At 72.5% G+C, this 26,457-nt stretch carries 20 protein-coding genes and 1 pseudogene; 15 read left to right on the top strand and 6 right to left on the bottom strand.

Going from position 1 to position 26,457, the window contains the following annotated elements:
* The 11 genes and pseudogenes from ACFFIC_RS08725 to ACFFIC_RS08675 all read left to right on the top strand — a co-directional run.
* Window positions 1-195 (top strand): annotated as a pseudogene (locus ACFFIC_RS08725) (ferredoxin--NADP reductase); the annotation flags it as partial.
* A 98-nt stretch (window positions 196-293) separates the two neighbouring features.
* Window positions 294-1,430 carry a TRAP transporter substrate-binding protein gene (locus ACFFIC_RS08720; RefSeq protein ID WP_377049785.1) on the top strand — a complete coding sequence of 379 codons (1,137 nt, stop codon included), beginning with the start codon at window positions 294-296 and terminating at the stop codon, window positions 1,428-1,430.
* A gap of 68 nt (window positions 1,431-1,498) precedes the next feature.
* The gene (locus tag ACFFIC_RS08715) at window positions 1,499-2,167 is read left to right on the top strand and encodes a TRAP transporter small permease subunit (protein WP_377049784.1); all 669 of its coding nucleotides are present in this window, start codon (window positions 1,499-1,501) and stop codon (window positions 2,165-2,167) included.
* Window positions 2,168-2,210: 43 nt separating this feature from the next.
* On the top strand, window positions 2,211-3,611 hold the full coding sequence (locus tag ACFFIC_RS08710; protein ID WP_377049783.1) for a TRAP transporter large permease: 1,401 nt from the start codon (window positions 2,211-2,213) through the stop codon (window positions 3,609-3,611).
* Window positions 3,608-4,282, top strand: coding sequence for a hypothetical protein (locus ACFFIC_RS08705; protein WP_377049782.1), 675 nt, complete (start codon window positions 3,608-3,610; stop codon window positions 4,280-4,282). The genes ACFFIC_RS08710 and ACFFIC_RS08705 overlap by 4 nt, the downstream gene beginning before the upstream one ends.
* Window positions 4,283-4,506: 224 nt before the next feature.
* The gene (locus tag ACFFIC_RS08700) at window positions 4,507-6,216 is read left to right on the top strand and encodes an MFS transporter (RefSeq protein WP_377049781.1); all 1,710 of its coding nucleotides are present in this window, start codon (window positions 4,507-4,509) and stop codon (window positions 6,214-6,216) included.
* 133 nt (window positions 6,217-6,349) lie between these two features.
* Complete coding sequence (locus ACFFIC_RS08695) at window positions 6,350-7,165, top strand: enoyl-CoA hydratase (RefSeq protein WP_377049780.1); 816 nt, start codon at window positions 6,350-6,352, stop codon at window positions 7,163-7,165.
* On the top strand, window positions 7,165-8,811 hold the full coding sequence (locus ACFFIC_RS08690; RefSeq protein ID WP_377049787.1) for an AMP-binding protein: 1,647 nt from the start codon (window positions 7,165-7,167) through the stop codon (window positions 8,809-8,811). Before ACFFIC_RS08695 ends, ACFFIC_RS08690 begins: the two co-directional genes overlap by 1 nt.
* A gap of 40 nt (window positions 8,812-8,851) precedes the next feature.
* Window positions 8,852-9,388, top strand: a complete 537-nt coding sequence (locus ACFFIC_RS08685; protein WP_377049779.1) for a GNAT family N-acetyltransferase — start codon at window positions 8,852-8,854, stop codon at window positions 9,386-9,388.
* The gene (locus ACFFIC_RS08680; RefSeq protein WP_377049778.1) at window positions 9,385-10,503 is read left to right on the top strand and encodes an MFS transporter; all 1,119 of its coding nucleotides are present in this window, start codon (window positions 9,385-9,387) and stop codon (window positions 10,501-10,503) included. The genes ACFFIC_RS08685 and ACFFIC_RS08680 overlap by 4 nt, the downstream gene beginning before the upstream one ends.
* A gap of 77 nt (window positions 10,504-10,580) precedes the next feature.
* On the top strand, window positions 10,581-11,642 hold the full coding sequence (locus ACFFIC_RS08675; RefSeq protein WP_377049777.1) for an ROK family protein: 1,062 nt from the start codon (window positions 10,581-10,583) through the stop codon (window positions 11,640-11,642).
* Here the strand turns inward: ACFFIC_RS08675 and ACFFIC_RS08670 are convergent.
* The 4 genes from ACFFIC_RS08670 to ACFFIC_RS08655 all read right to left on the bottom strand — a co-directional run bounded on the left by ACFFIC_RS08670 (window position 11,634) and on the right by ACFFIC_RS08655 (window position 17,284).
* On the bottom strand, window positions 11,634-12,221 hold the full coding sequence (locus tag ACFFIC_RS08670) for a DUF1643 domain-containing protein (RefSeq protein ID WP_377049776.1): 588 nt from the start codon (window positions 12,219-12,221) through the stop codon (window positions 11,634-11,636). The genes ACFFIC_RS08675 and ACFFIC_RS08670 overlap by 9 nt on opposite strands.
* Window positions 12,221-13,351, bottom strand: a complete 1,131-nt coding sequence (gene prfB, locus ACFFIC_RS08665) for a peptide chain release factor 2 (protein WP_377049775.1) — start codon at window positions 13,349-13,351, stop codon at window positions 12,221-12,223. The genes ACFFIC_RS08670 and prfB overlap by 1 nt, the downstream gene beginning before the upstream one ends.
* A gap of 99 nt (window positions 13,352-13,450) precedes the next feature.
* The gene (locus ACFFIC_RS08660) at window positions 13,451-16,063 is read right to left on the bottom strand and encodes a penicillin-binding protein 1A (protein WP_377049774.1); all 2,613 of its coding nucleotides are present in this window, start codon (window positions 16,061-16,063) and stop codon (window positions 13,451-13,453) included.
* Between the two features lie 315 nt (window positions 16,064-16,378).
* Window positions 16,379-17,284 carry an N-acetylmuramoyl-L-alanine amidase family protein gene (locus ACFFIC_RS08655; RefSeq protein WP_377049773.1) on the bottom strand — a complete coding sequence of 302 codons (906 nt, stop codon included), beginning with the start codon at window positions 17,282-17,284 and terminating at the stop codon, window positions 16,379-16,381.
* 788 nt (window positions 17,285-18,072) lie between these two features.
* On the opposite strand from ACFFIC_RS08655, the gene ACFFIC_RS08650 reads away from it, so the two are divergent.
* The 3 genes from ACFFIC_RS08650 to ACFFIC_RS08640 all read left to right on the top strand — a co-directional run bounded on the left by ACFFIC_RS08650 (window position 18,073) and on the right by ACFFIC_RS08640 (window position 23,141).
* A complete protein-coding gene (locus ACFFIC_RS08650) occupies window positions 18,073-21,243 on the top strand; it encodes an Rne/Rng family ribonuclease (protein WP_377049772.1) in 3,171 nt (1,056 codons plus the stop codon).
* Window positions 21,244-21,283: 40 nt separating this feature from the next.
* Entirely contained in the window at window positions 21,284-22,288 is a 1,005-nt protein-coding gene (locus ACFFIC_RS08645; RefSeq protein ID WP_377049771.1) for a bifunctional GNAT family N-acetyltransferase/(deoxy)nucleoside triphosphate pyrophosphohydrolase, read from the top strand.
* Between the two features lie 82 nt (window positions 22,289-22,370).
* Window positions 22,371-23,141, top strand: a complete 771-nt coding sequence (locus ACFFIC_RS08640; protein WP_377049770.1) for a competence/damage-inducible protein A — start codon at window positions 22,371-22,373, stop codon at window positions 23,139-23,141.
* Window positions 23,142-23,147: 6 nt separating this feature from the next.
* Here the strand turns inward: ACFFIC_RS08640 and ACFFIC_RS08635 are convergent, their stop codons facing one another.
* Window positions 23,148-24,107, bottom strand: coding sequence for a M14 family metallopeptidase (locus tag ACFFIC_RS08635; protein WP_377049769.1), 960 nt, complete (start codon window positions 24,105-24,107; stop codon window positions 23,148-23,150).
* Between the two features lie 135 nt (window positions 24,108-24,242).
* On the opposite strand from ACFFIC_RS08635, the gene ACFFIC_RS08630 reads away from it, so the two are divergent.
* Window positions 24,243-25,391, top strand: a complete 1,149-nt coding sequence (locus ACFFIC_RS08630; protein ID WP_377049768.1) for an aminotransferase class V-fold PLP-dependent enzyme — start codon at window positions 24,243-24,245, stop codon at window positions 25,389-25,391.
* A gap of 16 nt (window positions 25,392-25,407) precedes the next feature.
* On the opposite strand, the gene ACFFIC_RS08625 is transcribed toward ACFFIC_RS08630, so the two are convergent.
* Entirely contained in the window at window positions 25,408-26,457 is a 1,050-nt protein-coding gene (locus ACFFIC_RS08625; RefSeq protein ID WP_377049767.1) for an amino acid ABC transporter substrate-binding protein, read from the bottom strand.

The following is a 26,457-nucleotide window of genomic DNA, read 5'->3' as shown; positions in this document are numbered from 1 at the left end:
CTGATGGACAACGGCAGGCTCTACAGCGACCTCGGCCTGCCACCGATGTCGCCCGAGCACGACAGGGTGATGCTCTGCGGCTCGCCGGAGATGCTGGTGGACGCGCGCGTCCGGCTGGAGGCGATGGGCATGAAGGAGGGCAGCCAGCACGAGCCCGGCCACTTCGTGATCGAGAAGGCCTTTGTCGAAAAATAGCGTTGCCCCTCCCGAACGTATTGCAGGATCGGTAATTTAGCCGCAACCTTCCCGGCGAGCGGACCCGCAAGAGGCCCCGCCACCAGGGAAGGTTGTTCATGTCCGACAAGGAAAAGGCGGGTCGCCGTGGCCTGCTGCGCGCCACGGCCGTGGGTGCCACCGCCACCGCCGTGCTCGCCACGCCAGGCGTCAGCCGCGCCCAGACCACCACGCTGCGCTTCCAGTCCACCTGGCCCCAACGCGACATCTTCCATGAATTCGCCCAGGACTACGTGGAGCGGGTCAACCGCATGGCCGGCGGACGCCTGCGGGTGGAGCTGCTCGCCGCCGGCTCCGTCGTCGGCGCCTTCCAGGTTCTGGACGCCGTGCATTCCGGCACGCTGGACGGCGGCCACGGCGTGGTCGCCTACTGGTTCGGCAAGAACAAGGCCTTCTCCCTCTTCGGCACCGCGCCGCCCTGGTTCGGGGACGCCAACCAGATGCTGGGCTGGTTCTACCACGGCGGCGGGGAGGCCCTGTACAAGGAGCTTCTCGGCGAGATCCTGAAGGTCAACGTCGTCGGCTTCCTGTCCGGCCCCATGCCCACCCAGCCCTTCGGCTGGTTCAAGCAGCCGATCGAGCGGGCCGACCAGGTCCGTGGCCTGAAGTACCGCACCGTCGGCCTCGCGGCCGACCTGATGGCCGAGATGGGCGCGGCCGTGGTCTCGCTGCCGGGCGGCGAGATCGTCCCGGCGCTGGAGCGCGGCGTGATCGACGGGGCGGAGTTCAACAACCCCTCCTCGGACCGCGTGCTCGGCTTCCCGGACGTCGCCAAGACCTACATGCTGCAGAGCTACCACCAGCGCGTGGAAAGCTTCGAGATCCTGTTCAACAAGGGCAAGTACGAGAGCCTGCCGGCCGAGATGCAGGCCATCATCCGCCACTCCGCCGAAGCCGCCTCGGCCGACATGTCCTGGAAGCTGCAGGACCGCTACTCCAGGGACCTGCTGGAGATGACCCAGCGCCAGGGCGTGCAGGCCCGCCCCCTGCCCCGCGCGGTGCTGGACGCGCAGCTCGCAGCCTGGAACACGGTGATCGCGCGGCTGGAGGGCGACAACTCCAGCCCGAGCAACGGGCCCTTCTTCAAGAAGGTCTGCGACAGCCAGCGCGAGTGGTGCCGCCGCGTCGGCAACTTCTTCCTTCGCTACGAAGCCAGCCAGGTCGTTTCCTACAACCACTTCTTCGCCAACCGCTGAACGCGCGCGCCGGCGGGGCGAGTCCCTCGCCGGCGCGTGGCGCTCGGAGCGCGGCACAAGGAAGCGCCATGCAGCGGATCCTGCTGGGGATCGACCGGCTCTCGACCTTCGTGGGGCAGACCTTCGCCTGGTGCATCGTCGCCCTCACCGGCGTCGTCACCTACGAGGTGGTCGCGCGCTACGTCTTCCGCGCGCCGACCACCTGGGGCTACGACGTCACCTACATGCTCTACGGCACGCTGTTCATGATGGCGGGGGCCTACGCGCTGTCGCGCAACGGGCATGTCCGGGGCGACTTTCTGTACCGCATGATGGCCCCGCGCCGGCAGGCGAGCCTCGACCTCGTGCTCTATGTGCTGTTCTTCTTTCCCGCGATCTTCGCCTTCATGATCTCGGGCTGGCACTTCTTCGCCGAAAGCCTGGCGCAGAACGAGCGCTCCATGTTCTCCCCCTCCGGCCCCGTGGTCTGGCCCTTCAAGTTCCTCATTCCCCTGGTCGGCTTCCTGCTGCTGCTGCAGGGCCTGGTGGAGGTGGTCCGCTGCATCCGCTGCATCCGGGAAGGCGAGTGGCCGCAGCGCCTCTCGGACGTCGAGGAGATGGACCAGATCATCCTCGCCCAGGCCGAGGCGCGTGGGGCGGAGGCCCTGGCGGCCGACATGGAACGCGGCGCGGCCCTTTCCCCGCCCGCGGAAGCGGCGCGGCGCGAGCGCGCGGGCGACCAGCAGGACGGCCGTTGACGCCGCGACACCCCCCCGATCCAGCGCGAGAAGACGCCCGACCATGAGCGACCCCGCCCTCGGCCTCACCATGCTCGCCCTGTTCCTGGGCTTCATCCTGCTGGGCTTCCCCATCGCCTTCACCCTGATGGCGATGGGCCTCTTCTTCGGCTACCTCGGCATGGGCGACCGCATCTTCGACCTGCTGGTGCAGCGCACCTATGCCGTCATGGCCAACGACGTGCTGATCTCCGTGCCCCTCTTCGTCTTCATGGGCTACGTGATCGAGCGCGCGAACATCCTCGAACGCCTGTTCCGCTCGTTGCAGATGGCCGCGGGCGGCCTTCCCGGCAGCCTGGCCATCGCGACGCTGGCCACCTGCGCGCTTTTCGCCACCGCCACCGGCATCGTCGGCGCGGTGGTCACGCTGATGGGCCTGCTCGCCTTTCCCGCCATGCTCAAGGCCGGCTACGACGTGCGGCTCGCCGCCGGCGTCACCTGCGCGGGCGGGTGCCTGGGCATCCTCATCCCGCCCTCCATCATGCTGATCCTCTACGGCGCGACCGCCGGCGTCTCGGTGGTGCAGCTCTACGCCGCGGCCTTCATCCCCGGCGTCACGCTGGCCGTCTGCTACATGCTCTACGTCATCATCCTGGCGATGCTGAAGCCGGGGGTCGCCCCGCCGCTGCCCCCGGAACAGCGCAACGTGCCCTTCGCGCAGGTGGCCTGGGCGCTGGCCTCTTCCTTCGTGCCGCTGGCGCTGCTGATCGCCTCCGTGCTCGGCGCCATCCTCCTCGGCCTGGCAACGCCAAGCGAGGCCGCAGCCATGGGCAGCCTCGGCTCCGTCGTCCTCGCGGTCGTCTACCGCGCCTTCACCTGGGCCAAGCTGCGGGAAAGCGTATTCCTGACCGCCCGCACCTCCGCGATGGTCTGCTGGCTCTTCGTCGGCTCCTACATCTTCTCCTCGGTGTTCGGCTATCTGGGCGGGCAGTCGGTGGTCGAGGAGTTCGTGAAGTCCCTGCCGCTGAATTCCTTCACCTTCATGATCCTGGCCCAGGCCATCATCTTCGTGCTCGGCTGGCCCCTGGAATGGACGGAGATCATCGTGATCTTCGTGCCCATCTTCCTGCCGCTGCTCGACGACTTCGGCGTTTCTCCCCTCTTCTTCGGGGTGATGATCGCGCTGAACCTCCAGACCTCCTTCCTCTCGCCCCCCGTCGCCATGGCGACCTTCTACCTCAAGGGGGTGGCGCCCAAGCATGTCCGGCTGGAGGACATCTTCGCGGGCGTCATGCCCTTCATCTACATCGTGGTGGCCACCATGGTGGTGATGTACTTCGTGCCCGAGCTCGTCACATGGCTGCCCGAGAAGCTTTACGGCGGCACGGTCGCGGCCGATCCCGGCCTTGCGCTCGAGGCCCTGCCCGCCGGCGGCTTCTCCGAGGAGGAGGTGATGCGCGAGTGACCCGCCGCACACGCGCCGACCGCGCCGCATCCTGGATCGCCGAGGCCTTCTTCTCCGGCAGCCCCCTGGCCCCGCTGCCCGCGGACGCCCTTCCCCGCAGCCGCGCGGAGGGCGAGCGCGCTGCGCTGCTGGCGCTGGCCGAACTCGGCATCGCCCCTTGCGGGCTGCGCCTGCTGGACGGTGTCGCCGGCCCCATGGTGGAAGGCCGCCTGCTGCCCGACGGCGCCAGCGTGGTCGGCGTGCGCCACCCCGTCGCGACCGCCGCCCTTGTCGGCGTGCTCGCCGCCGCGCTCGAGGAAGACAGCGACACCCCGCCCGCCCTGTCGGCCGTGCATCCGGCCATCGACATCGCCGGCAGCCGCTTCACCGCGCCGCCCGCCGGCGTGCCGCTCCGCGCGGCCGATCTCGCGGGGCTCGGCCTGGTGGTGGCCGGCCCCGCCGCCCCACCGCCCGTGGACGGCGTCATGATCGAGACGGGGGCGGGCGCAGGCCGCACCGACACGTCGCTGGCCTTCCGCGAGGCGGCGGCGGCGGCGCGCCGCATGGGCGGCCTGCCGGCCGGCGCGCTGCTCGTCGCGGCCGGGCTCTCGCCGCCGATCCGGCCGGGCGCCGACGGCAGCGTGGCGGCCGGCTTTGGCGGCCTCGGCCGGGTGTCCGCGCGTATCAATTGATGAGCACTGCGGCACAATCAGCACAGTCTTCTAGATGATAGCTGAATTTTCACCCTGACCGCTGGCGGCTCGATAAAGCGTTGGGGTAGCGTGCCGAAGACGGGTCGGCGCGACGGCTCGTCCCCTTCCGCGCGCCCGCGCCGATGCTTTGGCCGTGAGCGGGGGAAGTGGAAACCTCAGGTCCGGGAATCGTCGCGCCCCGGGGGGGAAACAGGGCCCAAGGCATGAGCACCGCGTATTCAGCAACCGCCGTCGCCGAGAAGAACCGGCCGATGAGCAAGGAGGAGCGGAAGGTCATCCTCGGCTCCTCGCTCGGCACCGTGTTCGAGTGGTACGACTTCTATCTCTACGGAAGCCTCGCCGGCCTGATCGGCACGCACTTCTTCAGCCAGTACCCCGAGGGCACGCGCAACATCTTCGCGCTGCTGACCTTCGCCGCCGGCTTCATCGTGCGCCCGTTCGGCGCCATCTTCTTCGGCCGCATCGGCGACCTCGTGGGGCGGAAATACACCTTCCTGGTCACCATCCTGATCATGGGCGCCTCGACCTTCATCGTCGGCCTGCTCCCGGGGTCGGACACCATCGGCATCCTCGCGCCCATCCTGCTGATCGTGCTGCGCTGCCTCCAGGGCCTCGCACTCGGCGGCGAGTATGGCGGCGCCGCCACCTACGTGGCCGAACACGCCCCCAACGGCCGCCGCGGCTTCTACACCTCCTTCATCCAGATCACGGCCACCGCCGGCCTCTTCCTGTCGCTGCTGGTGATCCTCGGCACGCGCACCTGGGTTGGCGAGGCCGAGTTCGCGGCCTGGGGCTGGCGCATTCCCTTCCTGCTCTCCGTCGTGCTGCTCGGCATCTCCGTCTGGATCCGCTCCACGCTGAACGAGAGCCCGGCCTTCCAGAAGATGAAGACCGAGGGCACCGGCTCCAAGGCGCCGCTCTCCGAGGCCTTCGGCCAGTGGAAGAACGCCAAGTGGGCCATCCTCGCCCTGCTCGGCCTCACGATGGGCCAGGCGGTGGTCTGGTACACCGGCCAGTTCTACGCGCTGTTCTTCCTCGGCTCGATCGCCAAGGTGGACGGCCCGACGACGAACCTGCTCATCGCCTGGTCGCTGCTGCTGGGCTCGGGCTTCTTCGTGTTCTTCGGCTGGCTGTCGGACAAGGTCGGCCGCAAGCCGATCATCCTCGGCGGCTGCCTGCTGGCCGCGCTCACCTACTTCCCGCTGTTCAAGCTGCTGACGGCGGAGGCCAACCCGGCGCTGCACCAGGCGCAGCAGACCATCCCGGTGACGGTGCTGACCGACCCCGCGACTTGCTCCTTCCAGTTCAACCCGGTGGGCACGGCGCGCTTCACCCAGCCCTGCGACATCGCCAAGGCCGCGCTCGCCCGCGCCTCGGTGAAGTACAGCGTCGAGGCGCTGCCCAACAACGGCGCCGCGGCCGGCACCGCCGTCCGCATCAAGGACGCCGCGCCGATCGTCGCCACCGACCCCACCTTCCAGCAGCAGCTCACCGCGGCGCTGACGGCTGCCGGCTACCCGGCGGCGTCGAACCCGACGGTGGTGAAGATGTCCGGTCCCTTCGACATCTTCCGCGAGCAGCCGGCGGTGCTGATCGGGGTGCTGACGATCCTCGTGATCTACGTGACCATGGTCTACGGCCCGATCGCGGCGGCGCTGGTGGAGCTCTTCCCCACGCGCATCCGCTACACCTCCATGTCGCTGCCCTACCACATCGGCAACGGCTGGTTCGGCGGGCTGCTGCCGGCGACCTCGCTGGCCATGGTGGCGCAAACCGGGGACACCTATTACGGCCTCTGGTATCCCGTCGTGATCGCGCTGGTCACGGTGGTGATCGGCGCGATCTTCATCCCGGAAACCAAGGACCGCGACATCTTCGCGGCCGAGGAATCGGGCACCAACGTCCGGGCCTGAGAGCGGCCCGCGGCACGGAACGGGGCGCCGGGGGAAACCCCGGCGCCCTTTTCGTTACGCGGGCTTCACCCAGCCCTTGCACCGCCCCCTCCGCCCATCCCAAGCTGATGCCAACAAACCTCGGGAGGGCAGCATGCCGGATGGCACGAGCGCGGTCGCCGCACCGGTCCTGGTCCGGCAGGACCGGGATGCCGTCGCGACCCTCACCCTGAACCGCCCCGCCGCGCGGAACGGCCTTTCCCTCGCGCTGCTGGATGCCCTGACGGCGGCCCTGCGCGAGATCGCCGCCGATCCCGCCATCCGCTGCGTGGTCATCGCGGCGGAAGGCCCGGTCTTCTGTGCCGGCCACGACCTCAAGGAAATCACCGCCCGCTTCGCCGATCCGGACGGCGGCCAGGCCTTCTTCGCCGACTCCATGGCGCGCTGCGCGGCCGTTATGCAGGCCATCCCCGCCCTGCCGCAGCCTGTCGTCGCCGCCGTCCAGGGCATGGCCACCGCCGCCGGCTGCCAGCTCGCCGCCGCCTGCGACCTCGTGGTGGCCGCGGAGGCCGCGCGCTTCTGCACCCCCGGCGTCGATATCGGCCTGTTCTGCTCCACCCCCGCCGTGGCCCTCTCCCGCGCGGTGCCGCGCAAGGCCGCCATGGAGATGCTGCTGACGGCCGAACCCATCGACGCGGGGGAGGCCCGCCGCATCGGCCTCGTGAACCGCGTGGTGCCCGCTGGCGCGCTGCGCGACGAAGCCCAGGCCCTGGCCGCGCGCATCGCCGCCCGCTCGGCGCTGGCCGTGCAACTGGGCAAGCGCACCTTCCACCGCCAATCGGGCCTCCCCCTGGCGGAAGCCTATGAGGTGGCCGCTGCGGCCATGGTGGAGAACCTTCTGGCGGAGGACGCGGCCGAGGGCATCGGCGCCTTCCTCGCGCGGCGAAGCCCGGAATGGAGGCATCGGTGATGGACAGAGAGGCGCCGCCGCTCAGCACGAAGCAGGCCTATGACGCCCTTCCCCAGGGCCCCGCCAACCACCGCGCCCTCACCCCGCTGCTGTTCGTGGAGCGCGCGGCTGCGGTGTTCCCCGACCGCACCGCGGTGATCCACGGCACCCAGCGCTTCACCTGGCGCCAGCACCGGAACCGCTGCGTGCAACTCGCCTCCGCGCTGGCCGCGCGCGGCATCGGGCGCGGCGACACGGTGGCCGCCATCCTCCCCAACACCCCCGCGATGATCGAGTGCCACAACGGCGTGCCCATGACCGGCGCCGTGCTGAACACCATCAACATCCGCCTCGACCCCGACACCATCGCCTATATCCTCGACCACGGGGAGGCGCGCGCCGTGGTGGTGGACCGCGAGTTCGCCCCCGTGCTCGCCCGCGCGCTGGAGATCGCCTCCGCCAGGCCCCTGGTGATCGAGGTGAACGACCCCGAGGCCCCCTTCCCCCACACCCTCGGCGGCGAGGACTACGACGGCTTCGTCGCCTCCGGAGACCCCGCCTTCCCCTGGCAGCCCCCCGCCGACGAGTGGGACGCCATCGCGCTGAACTACACCTCCGGCACCACCGGCCGGCCCAAGGGCGTGGTCTACCACCACCGCGGCGCCTATCTGGGCGCCATCGGCGACCTGCTGGCCTGCGGCATCGGCCCCGCGCCCGTCTACCTCTGGACGCTGCCGATGTTTCACTGCAACGGCTGGTGCTTCCCCTGGGCGGTGGCGGCCGTGTCGGGCACGCATGTCTGCATCCGCGCCGTGCGGGGCCCCGCCATGTGGGAGCAGATCACCGCCCACGGCGTCACCCACATGTGCGGCGCGCCCATCGTGCTGCAGATGCTGGTCAACGACCCCGCGCGCGTGCCCGGCACCGGCCTGGTCTACGGCGTCGCCGGCGCCTCCCCGCCCGAGGCCGTGCTGGCCGCCGCCGACGTCGCCGGCGTCACCGTCCGCCACATCTACGGCCTGACAGAATGCTACGGGCCCTCGGTCGTCAACGAATGGCACCCCGAGCACGACGCCCTCCCCGCCCCCGAGCGCGCGGCCCTCATGGCCCGCCAGGGCGTGCGCTACGTGACCCTCGAGGCCTTCGACGTGCTCGACGCCACCGACAACCCCGTGCCCGCCGACGGCGTCACGATGGGCGAGGTCGCCATGCGCGGGAACACCGTGATGAAGGGCTACCTCAAGGACCCCGCCGCGACGGAGAAGGCCTTCGCCGGCGGCTGGTTCCGCACCGGCGACCTCGGCGTGAAGCACACGGACGGATACGTGCAGCTCAAGGATCGCGCCAAGGACATCATCATCTCCGGCGGCGAGAACATCTCCTCCATCGAGGTGGAGGACGCGCTCTACAAGCACCCGGCCGTGGCGGTGGCCGCCGTGGTCGCAGCCCCCGACGAGAAATGGGGCGAGGTCCCCTGGGCCTTCGTGGAACTCAAGCCCGACGCGCTGGCCACCGAGGCCGAGCTCATCGCCCATTCCCGCAACCTCCTCGCCGGCTTCAAGGTGCCCAAGCGCATCCTCTTCCAGGAGGTGCCGAAGACCTCCACCGGCAAGCTCCAGAAGGTGCCGCTGCGCAAGGCCGTGCGGGAAGGGCTGGTCGCGGGCTGAGCGGGTTGCGGCGTGGCGGCGGACGCTGCATGACAGCGCCATGACAGCGCCCGTCATCCGCGACAGCCGCCCGGCCGACCTCCCCGCCATCGCCGCCATCTACGCCCATTGGGTGGAGCACGGCCGCGCCTCCTTCGAACTGTCCCCGCCCCCCCTGGAGGAAATGGCCGCGCGGCGGGAGGCCATCCTGTCGGGCGGCTTTCCCTACCTCGTCGCGGAGGACGCGGCGGGCGCCGTGCTCGGCTACGCCTATGCCTCCGCCTATCGCCCGCGCCCGGCCTATCGCCACAGCGTGGAGAACTCGGTCTATGTCGCCCCCGACGCCGCCCGCGCCGGCACTGGCCGCGCCCTGCTCCAGGCGCTGGTCGCGCGCTGCGAGGCGGAGGGCTTCCGCCTGATGGTGGCGGTGATCGGGGACAGCGCCAACGCCCCTTCCATCCGCCTGCACGAGGCCCTCGGCTTCACCCATGCCGGCACCGTTCCCTCCGTCGGCTGGAAGCACGGCCGCTGGCTGGACACGGTGCTGATGTTCCGCGCCCTCGGCCCCGGCGACACCGAACCCCCGTCCCGCCCGTGACGCCCGCGGAGGCCGACCGGGACACGCGGAACTCCGCCCTCACCCTCGCCCTGACGCTTCCGGGCGACACCGTCCTCTACCTGCTGCTGCCGCTCCACGCCGCCACCTTCGGCGTCACCCTGCCGGAGGTCGGGCTGCTGCTCGCCGCGAACCGCCTCGTGCGCATCGCCGGCTATGGCTGGGTGTCGCGCTTCTATGCCGAGCGGGGCCCGCGCGCCGCCTGCACCCTGGCCGCGGCGGCGGCGGCGGTGGCGACCACCAGCTATGCCCTGCTCACCGGCGTCTGGCCCCTGCTCGCGGCCCGGCTGCTCTGGGGCCTGGCCTTCGCCGCGATGAACATCGCCGTGCAGGCGCTTCCCACCGCCCTGCCCGACGGCGCCGCGCGCCGCAGCGGCTGGTCGCGCTCCGTGGTCGCGGCCGGGCCGATGATCGGCCTGGCCGGTGCCGCGCTGCTGGCGGAATGGGCCGGGCCGCGCGCCGTGTTCCTGGCCCTGGGCGCGGTCTCGGTCCCCGCCATCCTCTTCGCCGCCCGCCTGCCGCGAACCCCGGAAGGCCACGCGCCCGGCGGCCCCCGCTTCGGCGCCCCGGGCGCGCTGAACCTCTGGGCCTTCACCTTTGGCCTGGCCATGGACGGCATCTTCATCATCGGCCTCTCGGTGCTGGCGGCCGAGGCCCTGCCACAGGGCGCGACGCTGGCCGCCGGCGCCGCCCTCTCGCTCCGCTACGCCGCCGAGATCGTGCTCTCCCCGGCCGGCGGATGGCTGGCGGGCCGGATCGGCGCGCGGCGCGCCCTGGTGCTGCTGTCCCTCGCCTCGGCGCTCGGCCTGCTGATGCTCGGCCTCGGCGGGGCGCTGCTCTGGTTGGGCGCCTTCGCCACGGTGCTGCTGCGGGCGGTGATCCAGCCCCTGCCCGGCCCGGTGGTGGCGGCGGAGAACCCCGGCCCCGCCCGCGTGCCCGCCCTGGCGCGGCAAGCCACCTGGCGCGACATCGGCGCGGGGGCCGGGCCGCTGATCGCCGGCCTGCTGCTGCCCCTGGCGCCGGCCCTGCTGATCTATGGCGGCGCGGCGGCGCTGCTGGCGGCGGCCAGCCTGGCCGTGCGCCGACCGGGGCGCTGAAGGAGGGGCGTTCCCCCGCCCGAACCCGGCCCGGGCTGCGGCGTTCCCCTGGGGAAAGCAGGGAAACAGCCCAGAGCATGCCGGACCACGCCATTGCGCCCCCCACCAGCGGGCACGCCTCGCCGCACCTGCCTCATGTGGTGCTCGACGCCTACAACGCCGAGCTGCGCGACAAGGAGGGCTTCATCGGCGACCGCGCCAGCAAGCGCGCCTTTCGTGCCATCCTGGACGACTGGCGCGAGCGCCTGCACAAGCTGGGCGACGAGGACCCGCTCGGCGACACCGAGACCGAGGAGGTGTCCAACCGCCGCCTCGAGAAGCTCCTCACCGACGAACGCCCCGAGGCCGCCGCCCTGATCCACGGCGTGGTGGAGGAATTCGCGCAGGAACTGAGCAGCGTCACCCGCCGCTTCCTCCGTCACAAGGGATGGAAGGACACCCAGCGCATCGTGGTGGGCGGGGGGATGAGCGGAAGCCGCATCGGCAAGCTCACCATCGGGCGCGCCTCCCTCCTGCTCAAGGCCGAGGGCCTGGGCGTGGAGCTCCGCCCCATCACCCACCAGCCGGACGAGGCGGCCCTGGTCGGCGCCGCGCAGCTGGCCCCGAGCTGGGTCTTCTCCGGCCATGACAGCATCCTGGCCGTGGACATCGGCGGAACCAACATCCGCGCGGGGCTGGTGGACCTGAACCTGAAGAAGGCGCGCGACCTTTCGGCCGCGAAGGTGTCGGGGCTGGAAGTCTGGCGCCACCGCGGCGACGACCCCACCCGCGAGCAGGCGGTGGAGCGTATCGTCGCCATGCTGCGCGGCATGATCGCCCTGGCCGAGGGCAAGCGCCGTTCCCTCGCGCCCTTCATCGGCATCGGCTGCCCCGGCATCATCCGCGAGGACGGTTCCATCGACCGCGGCGGGCAGAACCTTCCGGGCAACTGGGAAAGCAGCCGCTTTCACCTGCCCAGCGCCATCGCCGAGGCGATCCCGGAGATCGGCGGCCACCCCACGGTGGTGGTGATGCACAACGACGCCGTGCTCCAGGGCCTGAGCGAGATCCCCAACATGCAGGACGTGGAGCGCTGGGGCGTGCTGACGATCGGCACGGGCCTGGGCAATGCCCGCTTCACCAACCGCCGTTCAGGCTGAGGGCGGCGCCCAGGGCACGGGCTGCGTGTCGCCCGCGATGTAGAGGGGATGCCCGGGCTGGCCATCCGCGGTGACCTTCAGCGCCAGCGGCCTCGCCCCCGCCCGCTGCAGGATCGCCGCCAGGTCCCGCGCCCGCCCGCGCAGCGCCTTCGGCGGCAGCCCCCAGGCCACCACCACCCGCTCCGCCCGCGCCGCCCAGTGGGCGATGGCCGCGTCGTTGCCCGGCCCCACCGGGTCCTCGCAGTCCAGAAGCATCGCGGGCCGGGTCGCGCGCAGCGCGAAGGCGTTCAGCACCACCATGGCGCCGAACCCCCAGCGCCGCGTGAAGTCGCGCGCGCGCCGCACGGTCGGGTCGTCCACCGTCTCGTCGGCCGTGCTCGGGTTCATCATGATCCAGGCGCAGACGCCCGGGCTGCCGAAGGGAAGCCCGTCCCAGCGCCGCTCCAGCACCGTGCGGTAACGCCCGTCCGGCGAGAACTCGGCCCGGCTGACCACCTCCGCCCCGATCCGCAGCCGCACCCGGCCGCCCGGGTCGTGCAGGTCCTGAGGCCGGGGCGCCCCGGGGAACAGGTCGTCCATCACCGCGCGCTGGCGCTGGCCTCGGACCGCGTGGCCCCCACCCGGCTCGCCAGCGCGGCCGCCATGAACTCGTCGAGGTCCCCGTCCAGCACCGCCGCCGGATTTCCCTTCTCCACGCCCGTCCTCAGGTCCTTCACCATCTGGTAGGGCTGCAGCACGTAGGAACGGATCTGGTGCCCCCAGCCGATGTCGGTCTTGCCCGCCTCGGTCGCGGCCGAAACCGCCTCCCGCTTCTGCAGCTCCAGCTCATACAGCCGCGCGCGCAGCATGTTCATCGCGATCACGCGGTTCTTGTGCTGGCTGCGGTCCTGGGTGGAGGCTGCCACGATGCCGGTCGGGATATGCGTGAAACGCACGCCGGATTCCGTCTTGTTCACGTGCTGCCCGCCGGCGCCGCTCGCGCGGAAGGTGTCGGTGCGCAGGTCCGCCGGGTTGATCTCCACCTCGATCCTGTCGTCGATCACCGGGTACACATAAACGGAAGCAAAGCTCGTCTGCCGCTTGTCGTTGCCGCCGAAGGGCGAGATCCGCACCAGCCGGTGCACCCCCATCTCCGTCTTCAGCCAGCCATAGGCGCTCGGCCCGCTCACCTGGATGGTGGCGGACTTGATCCCGGCCTCGTCGCCCTCGCTCTGCTCGGTTATGCTCACCTTGTAGCCGTGGGCTTCCGCCCAGCGCGTGTACATGCGGAGCATCATCTCCGCCCAGTCCTGCGCGTCGGTGCCGCCCGCCCCGGCGTTCACCTCCACATAGGCGTCGTTGCCGTCCGCCTCGCCCGACAGCAGGCTCTCGATCTCCCGCCGCTTGGCCTCCGCGGCCAAGCGCTGGAGGTCCGCCACCGCGGCGTCGGCCGTGCCGCCATCCCCCTCCGCCTCGGCCAGCTCCACCAGCTCCAGCGCGTCGTTGACGTCCTGCTCCATGCGGCGGACGCCCTCGATCTGGTCGGCCAGCCGGGTCCGCTCGCGCATCATCTTCTGCGCGGCGGCGGCATCGTTCCAGAGCGATGGGTCCTCCGCCCGCGCGTTCAGCTCGTGCAGGCGGACGACGGCGGCGTCCCAGTTCAGGTGGCGGCGCAGCAGCGCCACGCTGTCGGCGATCTGGGCCTTCAGGCCTTCGGCATCGGCGCGCATGGTTCGGCGGGTCCCAACAGGTCCGGTCGAATCGGAAAGGCGCCGATCCGATCTCCTTGTGTTTGCGGGTGATTCCCCAGATGGGGTGCCCGGGCCGCCCTAGTAAAGGCCGCCCAGGCTGCTGTCCACGGCCGAGGCCGTGCTGCCGGCGGAGCCACCCCCGCCGGCGGCCACGTTGGCTCCCATGGGCGGGCGGGCCGCGTTCTCGGTGCCGGGCTTGAACGGCTCCAGGATCGACTGCCCGTTGCTGGTGGAAACCCGCACCAGCGCCACGCCAGGCGGCGCGCGGAAGGGCACGGGCGGGCTGTCGGCCAGGGCCGCCGCCACCACCTCGTTGAAGATCGGCGCCGCGTTGCCGCCGCCCGTCTCGCCCTCGCCCAGGCTGTGCGGATCGTCGAAGCCCACCCACACCGCCACCACGATGTCCGGCGTGAAGCCCACGAACCAGTTGTCGTAGTAGTCGTTGGTGGTGCCGGTCTTGCCGGCCACCGGCCGGTTCAGCCCCTTGGCGGCCGCAATGCCCGTGCCCCGCGCCGTCACGCCCTGCAGCAGCGACACCATCTGGAAGGCCGCGATCGGGTCCACCACCTGCCGGCGCGCATCCGCCAGCGCCGGCGGTCCGGCGGCCACGTCGGCGTCGCAGCCCTGGCAGCGCCGCGCCTCGCTGCGCCACACCACATGGCCGAAGCGGTCCTGCACGCTGTCGATCAGCGAAGGCTCCACCCCCTTGCCGCCATTGACGAAGGCGGCATAGCCCGCCGCCATCCGCATCACGGTCGTCTCCCCCGCGCCCAGCGCCATGGACAGCACGCGCGGCATGTTGGGGATCACGCCGAAGCGGCGCGCGGTGTCGGCCACCTTGTCGATCCCAACCTCCTGGGCAAGGCGGATGGTGACGAGGTTGAGCGACTTCTCGATCGCCGTGCGCATCGTCACCCAGCCGTTGGAGGTGCGATCCCCGTAGTTCCCCGGCCGCCACACCCCCTGCGGCGTGTTCATCTCGAAGGGCGCGTCCAGCAGCTGCTGGTTCGGCGGAATCCCCTGCTCCAGCGCCGTCACGTAAACGAAGGGCTTGAAGGAGGAACCCGGCTGGCGCATCGCCTGCGTCGCCCGGTTGAACCAGGACTTCCCGAAGTCGAAGCCGCCGGACATGGCCAGCACGCGGCCCGTGGCGGGGTCCAGCGCCACCACGGCACCCTCCACCTCCGGGATCTGGCGCAGCACCAGCCGCTCGGCCCGGGCGTTGCGCCCCGCCACCGCCGGCAGGGTCTCCACCATCACCACGTCGCCGGGGGCGACCACGTCCTGCATGCGCCGGGGCACGGGCCCCATGCGCCCGTCCCGCACCGGCCTGGCCCAGGCCATGTCCTCGAACGCCAGGCGCCCCTCGCGCGGCTGGGCGGCCGCGCGCGGCGCCGGGCGCTCCGCCCAGCCGAGCCGCGCCTCACGGTTGTTCACCTCCAGCACCACCGCCAGGCGCCAGCTGGCCAGCATGCCCGGCACCCGGGTCACGCCCTCCAGCGCGGGCATCCACTCGGCGGGGGCGGCGGACACCTTGGCCACCGGCCCGCGCCAGCCGCCCCGGCGGCGGTCATAGTTCATCAGGTGGTCGCGCAGCGACTTCTCGGTGGCCGCCTGCAGCCGCGGGTCCATGGAGGTGCGCACCACCAGCCCGCCCATGGTGGTCTGCTCCGGCCCGAAGCGGTTGTTCAGCTCGCGCCGCACCTCCTCGGTGAAGTACTGCCCGACGGGCACGAGGTCCGGCCGCGCCCGGCCGCGGGCGATGATCGGCTCCTGCTTGGCGGCGTCCGCCTCCGCGCGGGTGATGGCGCGGTCCTCGAACATGCGCTCGATCACCCAGTCCCGCCGCGCCTTGGCCGCCTCGGGGTGGCGGTTGGGGTTGTAGTTGTTGGGCGCCTTGGGCAGCGCGCCGAGGAAGGCCATCTCGCCCACCGTCAGCTCGTCCAGCCCCTTGTTGAAGTAGTTCTGCGCGGCCGCCGCCACGCCATAGGCCTGCGCGCCCAGGAAGATCTCGTTCAGGTAGATCTCGAGGATGCGCTCCTTGCTCATGGCGGTTTCCAGCCGCTGCGCCAGGATGGCCTCCCGGACCTTGCGCATCATCGTGCGGTCCGCGCCCACCAGCATGTTCTTGGCGACCTGCTGCGTGATCGTGGAGGCGCCGATGCTGCGCCGCCCGCTGCCGAGCTGCTCCAGGTTGGTCACGGCGGCACGGACCACGGCCAGCGGATCGACGCCGCCATGGCTCCAGAAGTTCTGGTCCTCGGCGGACACGAAGGCCTGCTGCACCCGCTTGGGAATGGCGGCGATGGGCACGAAGACCCGCCGCTCGATCGCCATCTCCGCCATCAGCCGGCTGTCGGCGGCGAAGATGCGCGACATCTGCGGCGGCTGGTAATCGGCCAGCCAGGCATGGTCGGGCAGGTCCGAGGTCGCGCTGCGCCACAGCCCGTAGCCGGCGATGCCGCCCACCACCACGCCCACCATGCCCACCGCGAACACGAACCCCACCGTCCGGCGCAGCCAGATCGCCCGGCGCGGCCGCGGCTTGCCCGGCCCCGGCGGACGGGCGGCGGGGCCCTCGTCCCCGGACCGGTCCGCCACCGGACGCCCGGCACCCGGCTCGGCCGCCCCGCCCTGCGGGCGGCGCTCGCCCACCAGGGGCCGTTCGGCGCGAAGATCTCTCGACGTCATCCTGTTCCTCACGGGCGCCCCGCCGGGGCGCCCCATAGCTCATCGCCTGCCCGAGGCGCCCGACCACAACGAACCGCCGCGCAAATGGCGCGGCGCGCCCGAAAAAGACAGCCCTTTCCGCAGCCGCCGGCCGGCCCCGCCGCCGGAACGCAGCGCTTTAGCACCATTCCCCCTGGCAATCGCCTAACACCGCCGTGCGGGGCCGCGCGCATCGAAGTCGCAACGACCCCTGCATGAACCGCCCTGCCCGGTTCGTGGTTGCGCAGCCGGAGCGATGGGCGGCGGCGCGGCGTTCCGCCCGGCGGGGCGGCCCTCCTAGCCGGTCGCGGCCATGCCCAGGCCTGGCCGGTCCAGGTAATCCTCCACCGCCGAGGCGAGGGCGGAAGCAACCACGGCCCGGTGCGCGGCGCGGTTGAGCGCCGCCTCGTCCGACCGGTTGGACAGGAACCCCATCTCCACCAGCACCGAAGGGATGTCCGGCGCCTTCAGCACGGCAAAGGCCGCCTGACGGTGCGTGTTGGGCAGCAGCGCCACCCGCGGCCGCAGCGCGCCCACCGTCATCCGGGCCAGCCGCACCGAGCCCTGCCGCGTTTCCTGCCGAACCAGGCTGAGGAGGATGCGCTGCACCTCCGCCGGCACGCTCGGCAGGTTCAGCCCGCCCGCCGCGTCCGCCGCGTTCTCCCGCCGGGCCAGTCCAGCGGACAGCGCGTCCGTCGCCGTCTCGGAAAGGGTATAGACGCTGGCCCCCCGCGCGCCCGGGGCGGAATCGGCGTGCACCGACACGAACAGCGCCGCTCCGTGCCGCCGGGCGAACTCCACCCGCGCGGCCAGCGGCACGAACACGTCACGCGTGCGGGTCAGCATCACCCGGCACTTGCCCCCCGCCTCCAGCCGCCGCTTCATCTCCTGCGCCGCGGCCAGCACGATGCGCTTCTCATAGGTGCCGGCGGCGCCGATCGTGCCGGGGTCCTTGCCGCCATGCCCGGGGTCCAGCACCACCAGGGGCCGCGGCGCGGCACGGCCGGCCCGCCCGCGGGCAGCGCGGTCCAGCCGCGCGAAATCCTGCTCCTCGCCGGGCACCGGCAGGCGAAGCACGCCGCCCCCTCCCTCCGGCAGGGATCGGCCCGGCAACACCTGGCCCACCGCCCGCGTCCCGACGAGCGCGCCGGCGGCAAGCAGGGCCGCGGCCAGCATGCCCCGTCGCGTTTCAAGCGGCTCCATCCCTTCAGCCCCCTTCAGGAATCCCCGGAAAGGCGGATTCTAGCACTTCCATCGAGGCGAATGCGTGTCGCACCCCCCGTCACGTCGGGTTGAGAATGCCCCATGGGCCGCGTCCGGCGACCCCCGGGGCCGCTTGGGCCGGCACTGTGGCCCGCAGCACACACAGCGCCTTGCCCCGGGGTGCCCCCCTGCGTATGGTGCCTTGCCCCGGCGGCACGCCGCCGGTGGAGGGTCACGGGCGCGGCCGTCTTTCAGCACGGTCGCCGGTCCACCAACGCCGTCCATCAACATGGATGCCCGACCCCGCGCAACCCCGGCCAAGGGGCCGCCGCCGAAGCCGGATCCCGGCTGGGCGAGCCGGCCCGCGGCCACGGGGCGCGCGGGCGTGAAAACCCTCCCCGGCGCGCGCCACGCGGCGCGGCAGGGCCTTGCCACGCTCCCCACGGGATCACCCCGTGCCCGGGGCCGGCCTCGGCCCGCGCGCCAGCCGCCGGCCCGCCCGCGCGCCCCCTCGCCCTGCGAAGGAGGAGGGGTCGCCGCGCCGAGGAGGGCCGCGCAGGGCCGCATGCAACCGGGTGCCTCCGCGCCCGAAACCACCGGGCACTTCCAGTGCCCCGAATCCACCGGGCACACGTGCCCATGAGCGCATCCGGGCACCCAGTGCCCGCGGGAGAAAGGACGGCGGCGGATGACGGTCAACCTCGCCCCGCGCCGAGCCCCTCCCGGCCCCCCAACCCTCACCGCCGCCGGCTGCACAGAGCCCCGCGCGGCGCGGAGCCCCTCGTTCCATGACCAAGCGCATGCTGATCGATGCATCCCACCCCGAAGAAACGCGGGTGGTGGTGCTGGACGGCAACCGTCTTGAGGACTTCGACCTCGAGACCCAGAACCGGCGCCCGCTAAAGGGCAACATCTACCTGGCCAAGATCGTCCGGGTGGAACCCAGCCTCCAGGCCGCCTTCGTCGAATATGGCGGCAACCGCCACGGGTTCCTCGCCTTCGGCGAGATTCACCCCGACTACTACCAGATCCCCGTGGCCGACCGGCAGCGCCTGCTGGAAGCCCAGGCCCAGGAAGCCGCCGAGGAAGACCCCGAGGACGAGATCGAGACCGCGGCCGAGCGCGTGGCGCCCCGCGACGACGCCGACCTCAACCGCCAGGACCGGGAGCGCGGCCGTGACCGCGGCCGGGGCCGCGACCGCGACAGGGGCCGCCGCCACCAGGCCGCCGCAGCACCCCAGGAGGTTCCCGGGCAGGATGGCATCCAGCAGGACGTCCCCCAGCCCGACGCCATTCAGGAAGCCGCCGACGAGGCCCTGGGCGCCGACGCCATGGAAGCGCCGCTGACGGCCGAGGCGGCCGAGCAGGCTCCGGACCATGCCGCCGAGCCGCTGCCCGCCGAGGCCCCGGGCGACGCAGGCACCGAGGAAGCCCCCGCCGCGTCCGGTGAAAGCCTGGGCGAGGACGGTGCCCCGCCCGCCCCGCCGGCCGACGAAGCCTCGCCCTCCCTGCCCGGGAACGAACCGCAGAGCCCGCCGGCGAGCGCGCCCGAGGGCACGATCGATGCCACCCCGGCCAGCATCGCCGGCGAAACGGGTGGCGGCGAGGACGGCGCCCCCGCCCCCCGCGCCCAGCCCATGTCCATGCATGTGGACCGCGTCAGCGAGGGCGACCCCGTGACCGAGCCGGCGGCCGAATCCGGCCCCGGGGAGGACCACGGCGACGTCGAGACCGTGACCGATGCCGGCCCCCCGCCCGAGACGGTGGGCGGCGAGGACCGGGAGGACCGCGAGGACCGCGAGGGCACGGACGAGGAGCGCCGCGAGCGCCGCATCCCCTCGAAGTTCCTCCGCCACTACAAGATCCAGGAGGTGATCCGCCGCCGGCAGGTCATCCTCGTCCAGGTCGTCAAGGAGGAGCGCGGCAACAAGGGCGCCGCCCTCACCTCCTACATCTCCCTCCCCGGCCGCTTCTCCGTGCTCATGCCGAACTCGCCCAAGGGCGGCGGCGTGTCCCGCAAGATCTCCTCGGCCGCCGACCGCAAGCGCCTGCGCGAGGTGATCGACGAGGTCGGCCTGCCCCGCGGCATGGGCATCATCGTCCGCACCGCCGGCGCCCAGCGCCCCAAGCCCGAGATCCGGCGCGACTGCGAGTACCTGCTGCGCCTGTGGGACGACATCCGCACGCGCACCCTGTCCTCCACCGCCCCCGCCCTGGTGTATGAGGAGGCCGACCTCCTCAAGCGTTCCATCCGCGACAACTTCGCGCGCGAGATCGAGGAGATCCAGATCGAGGGCGAGGAGGCCTTCCGCCAGGCGCGCGACTTCACGCGCATGCTGATGCCGCAGAACGAGCGCAAGATTAAGCTCTACCGCGACCCCGGCATGCCGCTCTTCGCCCGCGCCGGCGTGGAGCAGCAGCTCGACGCCATGATGTCGCCCACCGTGCAGCTCCGCTCGGGCGGCTACATCGTCATCAACCAGACCGAGGCCCTGGTTTCCATCGACGTGAACTCCGGCCGCGCCACGCGCGACCGCCACATCGAGGACACCGCGCTCCGCACCAACCTCGAGGCCGCCGACGAGATCGCGCGCCAGCTCCGCCTCCGGGACCTGGCCGGGCTGATCGTCATCGACTTCATCGACATGGAGAGCAACCGCAACGACGCGATGGTCGAGCGGCGCATGAAGGAGGCGCTGCAGCACGACCGCGCCCGCATCCAGGTCGGCCGCATCTCCCACTTCGGCCTGCTGGAGATGTCGCGCCAGCGGCTCCGCCCCTCGCTCACCGAGCACTCCTTCGTCACCTGCCCGCACTGCCAGGGCCTGGGCATCGTCCGCTCCGACGAGAGCGCGGCGCTGCACGTGCTCCGCGCCATCGAGGAGGAGGGCGCCCGCCGCCGCGCCGCCGAGATCGTGGTGCACTGCTCGCCGGCGGTCGCCATGCACATCCTCAACCGCAAGCGCGAGCGCCTGACGGCGGTGGAGCAGCGCCACGCCATGTGCGTGATCTTCGAGCCCGACGCGACCCTGGCCGCCGCCCAGAACCGCATCGAGCGCACCCGCCCGCAGACCATGGCCGCGCCGCCCAGCGCCGTGCCCGCCCTGCGGATGGACTACGCGCCCGAGCCGGTGATCCTGGCCGGTGGCGGCGACGACGAGGCGGAGGAGGAGATCCTCTCCCCCGAGGAGCAGGAGGAGGCCCCCGCGATCGCCGAGTCCACCGCCGAGGCCCCGGCGGCCGAGGGAGAGGCCAATGGCGAGCGCGCCCGCCGCCGCCGCCGCCGCCGCCGCGGGGGCCGCCGCGAGGACGGTGCCGCCGCCGGGCCCGGCGGCGAGGAGAACGGTGCCGAGGAAGTCTCCGGAGAGGATGACTCCCTGCCCGAGGAGGCGGCCGAGGAGCCCGAGGCCGTCGCCCAGCCGCCCGAGGACGCCCCGGCCACGGATGAGCGCCCCGACCCCGAGGGCGACGCCCGCCGCCGCCGCGGGCGCCGCGGAGGCCGCCGCCGCCGCGAGGAGGAGGCCCCCCGCGCCGAGGCCCCCGAGGCACCGGCCGTGGCCCCCGCCCCGCGCTATACCGGCCCGACCCCCGCCGATCCCTTCGGCGGCACCTACGACGCGCTGATGGACACGCTCGACGCCGTGGAGGAGGCAGCCGCCCCCCGCAGCCCGCGCGAAATCCCCATCGCGTCCGAGCCGCCCTCCGCCTCCCCGGCCATGGCCGAGGCGCCGCCGCCCGCCGAGCCCGTGGCGGAGGTCCCGGCCGAGGCCACCCTCGAGCCGGCGCCCCTGCCAGTGGAAGCACCGATGGAAGCATCGGTGGAAGCGCCTGCGGAGGCACAGGTGGAGTCCGAGGCGGAGCGCGCGGAGCCGGTTGCCGGCACCGTCGTGCGGCCCGTGGTCCTCGGCACCGAGGAGGCCGCCGCCGCGCCGGCGAAGAAGGGCTGGTGGCGCCGCTGAGGCGGCGCCCCCGCGCCCGGCGGGCGCCGGAAGGACCGAGATGAGCGACGCGATCTTCGCGCCCCTCCCGGTGGAGGACCTGACCCTCCGTGCGCTTCGCGCGGAGGACGCGGCGGACCTCCACCGGCTGGTCAACGACTGGGAGGTGGCGCGCATGCTGGCGCGCGTCCCCTTTCCCTATTCGCGCGCGCTGGCGGACGACTGGATCGCCTCCACCCGCGCGCAGATCGAGGCCGGCACCGCCTGGCACCTCGCCATCCTCCGCGGGGAGGCCCTGGTGGGCTGCGTCGGCCTCACCACCGCGCGGGACCGGCCGCGCCACGCCGAGCTGGGCTACTGGGTGGCGCGGCGGCACTGGGGCCAGGGGATCGGCCCCCGCGCCGCGGGCCGCCTGACCCGCTGGGCGCTGGCGAACCTCGACCTCGACGTGATCCACGCCTCCGTGCTGGAGGAGAACACGCGCTCCGCCGCCGTTCTGGCCCGCATCGGCTTCCAGGAGGACGGCTGGGCGGAGCAGGACTTCACCGCCCGCAATGCCCGTCTGCCCGTGCGTCGCTTCCGCGCGGGGCGGGAAGACCTTTCCGCCGGGCCAGAGGTGCCGGCGCGCACCGCCGCCGACCCGGCCGCGCCGCAGGCCGCGCCGGGCGCGAACCTCCTGCTGGTGGTCGCCTGCGGCCTGATCGACTCCGATGGCCGCGTGCTCCTCGCCCGCCGACCGGAAGGCAAGCCGATGGCCGGCCTCTGGGAATTCCCCGGCGGCAAGGTCGGCCCCGGCGAAACCCCCGAGGAAGCCCTGATCCGCGAGCTCAGGGAGGAACTGGGCATCGACGTCTCCACCGCCTGCCTCGCCCCCTTCGCCTTCGCCTCCCACCCGCTGGAAGGGCGCCACCTGCTGATGCCGCTCTATCTCTGCCGCCGGTGGAACGGCACGCCCGAGGGCCGGGAAGGCCAGGCCCTGGCCTGGGTGCGGCCCGCGAAGCTCGGCGACTACGCCATGCCCCCGGCGGACAAGCCGCTGGTGGCCCTGCTTCGGGACTTCCTCTGAGGCGTCCCGGCGGGCCGCCTCGCGGGCTTGACGCCGCGCCCGGGCACGCGACCTTGCATCCACTGTCCGAGAGAGCCGCCAGATGACCCAGCCCACCGCCGCCCTGATCATCATCGGCAACGAGGTGCTCTCCGGCCGCACCCAGGACGCGAACCTGAAGTTCATCGCCACCCGCCTCGGCGAGCTCGGTATCCCCTTGCGCGAGGTCCGCGTCATCCCGGACGTGCCGGACACCATCATCGGCACGGTGAACGAGATCCGCGCCCGCTTCACCTATGTCTTCACCACCGGCGGCATCGGCCCGACGCATGACGACATCACCAGCGAATGCGTCGCCCGCGCCTTCGGCGTGCCGTGGGAGGTGCACGAGCCCTCCCGCGCCATCATGGAGGCCGACTACGCCCGCCGCACGCCGCCCGTCACGATGAACGCGGCGCGGCTCCGCATGGCCACCCTGCCGCGCGGCGCCATCCCCATCCTGTGCTCGGAAACCTCCGCGCCCGGCTTCGCGATGGGCAATGTCCACGTCATGGCCGGCGTGCCCCGCATCATGCGCTCCATGTTCGAGGTGGTGGCGCCCGGCCTCCAGGGCGGCACCCCCGTGAAGTCGCGCGCGGTTCACGCCACCGGCCTGCTGGAAGGCACGATCGCCGAGGCGCTGACGGCCGTGCAGGCCCGCTTCCCCCAGCTCGACATCGGCTCCTACCCCTATTACCGCGAGGGCGGGAACGGCGTGGCCCTGGTTGCCAAGGGCACGGACGAGGCCGCGCTCGATGCCGCCGCGGCCGAGATCGCGGCCCTGATCCGCGCCGACGGCAAGGAGCCCGTGGAGGGCGAGCCCGCGCCCGCCTGAGCGGCGCTACCGCGGCCCCGCCCTTTGCGCGAGCCGCACCGCCACATGCCCGCGCATCACTCGCGGGCTCGGCATCACCAGCATGCAGTCGTCATGCGGCGTGCGCACCTCCGCCTCCCCGTCGCGCGCGATCAGCGTGCCGGCGTGGGGGATCACCTCGCCGCCACGGAACAGGTCCGTGAAGGCGAATTGGCGGGACGCGGCGGTGATGGCCCGCGTCACCCGCCACACCGCAGCCTGCCCGCAGCGCGCGGGCGCGGCCGGCGCCATGCCGAGCGCGCGGAGAAGCCCGCCCGCGCAGGCTTCGGCCACCGCCTCCGTTTCCGGCTCCCAGTGCAGCCCGGCCTCGGCCAGCATCGCCACGCGCCGGGCGCCGGGTTCGGTGAACGGCGCGTGGTCGATCATGCGCGGCCCCTCGGGATGGCCGGCATCCGCCACCACGGTTGCCGGCACGCCGATCGCCTGCGCCAGCGCCAGCGCCCCCGGCGAGGCTCCGGTCAGGATCAGCGGGTCGGAGGGCCAGAGCATGGAATGCAGGTCCAGCAAGGCGTCGGCCGCCTCCACCACCGGCCGCAGCTCCCGCGCCCGGCGAAGCTCCAGGCTGTCGCGCGGCCCGTCCAGGTGGCGCGCGCTCCAGACCCGGTTCAGGTCCTCATCCACGTAGCGCGACAGGGTGGGATCGGCCGGGTCGAAGCGGGCAAAGGCCTCGAGGTTGGCGAAAACCAGGGTCAGCGTTCCCCGCGCCGGCCGCAGCCCCGCCCGGAGCCAGCGCGCCAGCACGGTGGCGCCCGCGAACTCGTTGCCATGTGTCAGGGAAACGATGACGGCCTGTGGTCCCGGCTCGCCGGATGCGATCCGCCATACGCCGGGAATGCCGACATTGCCGGTGGTCAGGCCGGCGAGATCCGGCACGGGCACCCGCACCGGAAAGCCTGGCGCCTCCCCGATCACGATGCGGCGCGGCATTCCGCCATCCCGGACTTTCCCGGCCAGGGGCGAGGCGCGCCGGTTGACTGACGGCGTCGTGCCATTCCCGGTCTCCCGCGCCCACTCTATACGCTGGCGGCACGGCGGCAATCCGGCCGGCCCCGGGGTGATCCGATGCTGGACCTGCGCGCGCATTTCTCCCGCTTCCTGCAGGCCGAGCCGGAGCGGCTGCACTTCGCGGCGCACAGCCACCACCCCTGGCCGGACGCGACCCGTGCCGCGCAGATGCAAGCCTGGGATGACGCCGCCCGCCTGCAGGACGCGAAGTGGGGGGAGGTGCTCGGCCCCGTGCTCGCCGCCTGCCAGACCGGCGCGGCACACCACCTGAACCTGCCCGACCCCACCACGATCGCCTTCGCCCCCAACACCCACGAGTTCGTTCGCCGCATCCTGAGCGCGATGCCCACAGGCCGCCCGCCCCGCGTGCTGACCACCGACGGCGAGTTCCATTCCTTCTCCCGCCAGGCCGCGCGGCTGGAGGAGGACGGGCTGATCGCCGTCACCCGCATCCCCTCCGATCCCGGCGGCGAATGCGCGGCACGCCTCGTCGAGGCCGCGCGCGCCGGCTTCGACCTCATCTGGGTCAGCGAGGTGTTCTTTCACTCGGGCTATGCCCTCGCCGGCCTGGAAGCCCTGGCGGAGGCCGCCGGTGAGGCCGTGCTGGTGATCGACGGCTACCATGCCTTCATGGCCCGGCCCGTGGACCTCTCGCGCATCGGGCACCGCGCCTTCTACACGTCGGGCGGCTACAAATACGCCATGGCCGGGGAAGGCTGCTGCTTCCTGCACTGCCCGCCGGGATGGCTGCCCCGCCCGCGCGACACGGGCTGGTACGCCGCCTTTGGCGCGCTCGCCGCCAGCGATAGCCGCGTGGCCTATGCCGAGGACGCCCGCCGCTTCCTGGGCGCCACCTTCGACCCCTCCGGCCTTTACCGCTTCGCGGCCGCGATGCGCTGGGTGGAGGAAACCGGCCTGACCGTGCCCGCCATCCACGCCCACGCCCACGCCCTGCAGGCCCGCTTCTGCGCGGGCCTGTCAGGCACCGGCCTGGACCCCGCCGCCCTCGCCGTGCCGCTGGAGGAGCCGCAGCGCGGGAACTTCCTGGCCTTCGACATCGACGACGCGGAGGGCTGGCAATCCCGCCTGGAAGCCGCCCGGATCATCACCGACCGCCGCGGCCGGCGCCTTCGCTTCGGTTTCGGCCCCTACCAGACCGCCGAGGCGGTGGACGAGGCGCTGGCCCGGATGAGGCGCCTCGCCTGATCCGGCGGCGTCCTCCTCAGCGCATCGCGGGCGCGTAGATCAGCCCGCCCTGGCTCCACAGCCGGTTCACGCTGCGGTCGATCCCGATGGGCGTCAGCGTGCGCGCGAAGATCTCGCCATAATTGCCCACCTGGCGGATTGCCTCATAGGCCCAGCGGTCGCTCAGGCCCATCATGCCGCCGAAGTTGCCGGTCACCCCCAGGAGGCGCTGGGTGTTGGGATCATTGCTGCGCAGCCGCTCCGCCACGTTGGCGCTCGTCACGCCCTGCTCCTCCGCCTCGATCAGCGCGAACAGCGTCCAGCGCACGATCTCCAGCCAGCGCTGGTCGCCCTGCGCCACCACGGGCGAATAGGGCTCCTTGCTCAGCACCTCCGGCAGCAGCACGAACTCGTCGGGATTGGGCGCCCGCAGCCGCGTGCCCGCCAGCGCCGCGCGGTCCCAGTTCATGGCGTCGCAGCGACCGGAGAACAGCGCGTCGAAGATCTGCTCCAGGTTCTGGAACACCAGCGGGTTCAGCCGGATGTTGTTGGCGCGCGCGAAGTCCGCGACGATCAGCTCGTTGGTGGACCCCGTCTGCACGCAGACCGAGGCACCATCGAGCTGCACCGACCGCTCCAGCCCCGGCGACTTCCGCGCCAGGAATCCCGCGCCGTCATAGAAGGCGATGCCGACGAATTCGAGGCCGAGCTGGATGTCGCGCTGGAAGGTCCAGGTGGTGTTGCGCGACAGCACGTCGATCTCGCCCGATTGCAGCGCCGTGAAGCGCTGCTGCGCGGAATAGGGCTGGTAGCGCACCTTGTTGGCGTCCCCCAGCACGGCAGCCGCGAGCGCCCGGCAGAACTCCACGTCAAAGCCGGACCAGCCGCCCTGGCTGTTGGGCGTGGAGAATCCCGGCGTGCCCTGGGACACCCCGCAGCGGATGTAGTCGCGCTGCTTCACCCCGTCGAAGACCGGCGTTGCGCCCCGTGCAACGGCGGGCGGCGCCGCGGGTGCCTGGGCATGCGCCGGCCCGCCGAAGGCGAGCAGCACGGCGCCGAGCGCGCCAAGCAGCGGTGCGAATCGCAT

Source organism: Muricoccus vinaceus, from assembly GCF_042433125.1.
In the GTDB taxonomy this organism is placed as follows: Bacteria; Pseudomonadota; Alphaproteobacteria; order Acetobacterales; family Acetobacteraceae; genus Roseomonas; species Roseomonas vinacea.
The sequence above is the reverse complement of the archived record's forward strand: the minus strand, read 5'-3'. Positions and strand labels throughout refer to the sequence as shown.

Excerpts from the sequence above, each read along its gene's own strand:
- ACFFIC_RS08675 (WP_377049777.1), top strand. The coding sequence starts at position 10,581 with ATGCCGGACCACGCCATTGCGCCCCCCACCAGCGGGCACGCCTCGCCG.
- ACFFIC_RS08710 (WP_377049783.1), top strand. The coding sequence starts at position 2,211 with ATGAGCGACCCCGCCCTCGGCCTCACCATGCTCGCCCTGTTCCTGGGC.
- prfB (WP_377049775.1), bottom strand. The coding sequence starts at position 13,351 with ATGCGCGCCGATGCCGAAGGCCTGAAGGCCCAGATCGCCGACAGCGTG.
- ACFFIC_RS08645 (WP_377049771.1), top strand. The coding sequence starts at position 21,284 with ATGAGCGACGCGATCTTCGCGCCCCTCCCGGTGGAGGACCTGACCCTC.
- ACFFIC_RS08715 (WP_377049784.1), top strand. The coding sequence starts at position 1,499 with ATGCAGCGGATCCTGCTGGGGATCGACCGGCTCTCGACCTTCGTGGGG.
- ACFFIC_RS08630 (WP_377049768.1), top strand. The coding sequence starts at position 24,243 with ATGCTGGACCTGCGCGCGCATTTCTCCCGCTTCCTGCAGGCCGAGCCG.
- ACFFIC_RS08695 (WP_377049780.1), top strand. The coding sequence starts at position 6,350 with ATGCCGGATGGCACGAGCGCGGTCGCCGCACCGGTCCTGGTCCGGCAG.
- ACFFIC_RS08635 (WP_377049769.1), bottom strand. The coding sequence starts at position 24,107 with ATGCCGCGCCGCATCGTGATCGGGGAGGCGCCAGGCTTTCCGGTGCGG.
- ACFFIC_RS08640 (WP_377049770.1), top strand. The coding sequence starts at position 22,371 with ATGACCCAGCCCACCGCCGCCCTGATCATCATCGGCAACGAGGTGCTC.
- ACFFIC_RS08685 (WP_377049779.1), top strand. The coding sequence starts at position 8,852 with ATGACAGCGCCCGTCATCCGCGACAGCCGCCCGGCCGACCTCCCCGCC.
- ACFFIC_RS08625 (WP_377049767.1), bottom strand. The coding sequence starts at position 26,457 with ATGCGATTCGCACCGCTGCTTGGCGCGCTCGGCGCCGTGCTGCTCGCC.
- ACFFIC_RS08700 (WP_377049781.1), top strand. The coding sequence starts at position 4,507 with ATGAGCACCGCGTATTCAGCAACCGCCGTCGCCGAGAAGAACCGGCCG.
- ACFFIC_RS08720 (WP_377049785.1), top strand. The coding sequence starts at position 294 with ATGTCCGACAAGGAAAAGGCGGGTCGCCGTGGCCTGCTGCGCGCCACG.
- ACFFIC_RS08650 (WP_377049772.1), top strand. The coding sequence starts at position 18,073 with ATGACCAAGCGCATGCTGATCGATGCATCCCACCCCGAAGAAACGCGG.
- ACFFIC_RS08690 (WP_377049787.1), top strand. The coding sequence starts at position 7,165 with ATGGACAGAGAGGCGCCGCCGCTCAGCACGAAGCAGGCCTATGACGCC.
- ACFFIC_RS08670 (WP_377049776.1), bottom strand. The coding sequence starts at position 12,221 with ATGGACGACCTGTTCCCCGGGGCGCCCCGGCCTCAGGACCTGCACGAC.
- ACFFIC_RS08655 (WP_377049773.1), bottom strand. The coding sequence starts at position 17,284 with ATGGAGCCGCTTGAAACGCGACGGGGCATGCTGGCCGCGGCCCTGCTT.
- ACFFIC_RS08660 (WP_377049774.1), bottom strand. The coding sequence starts at position 16,063 with ATGACGTCGAGAGATCTTCGCGCCGAACGGCCCCTGGTGGGCGAGCGC.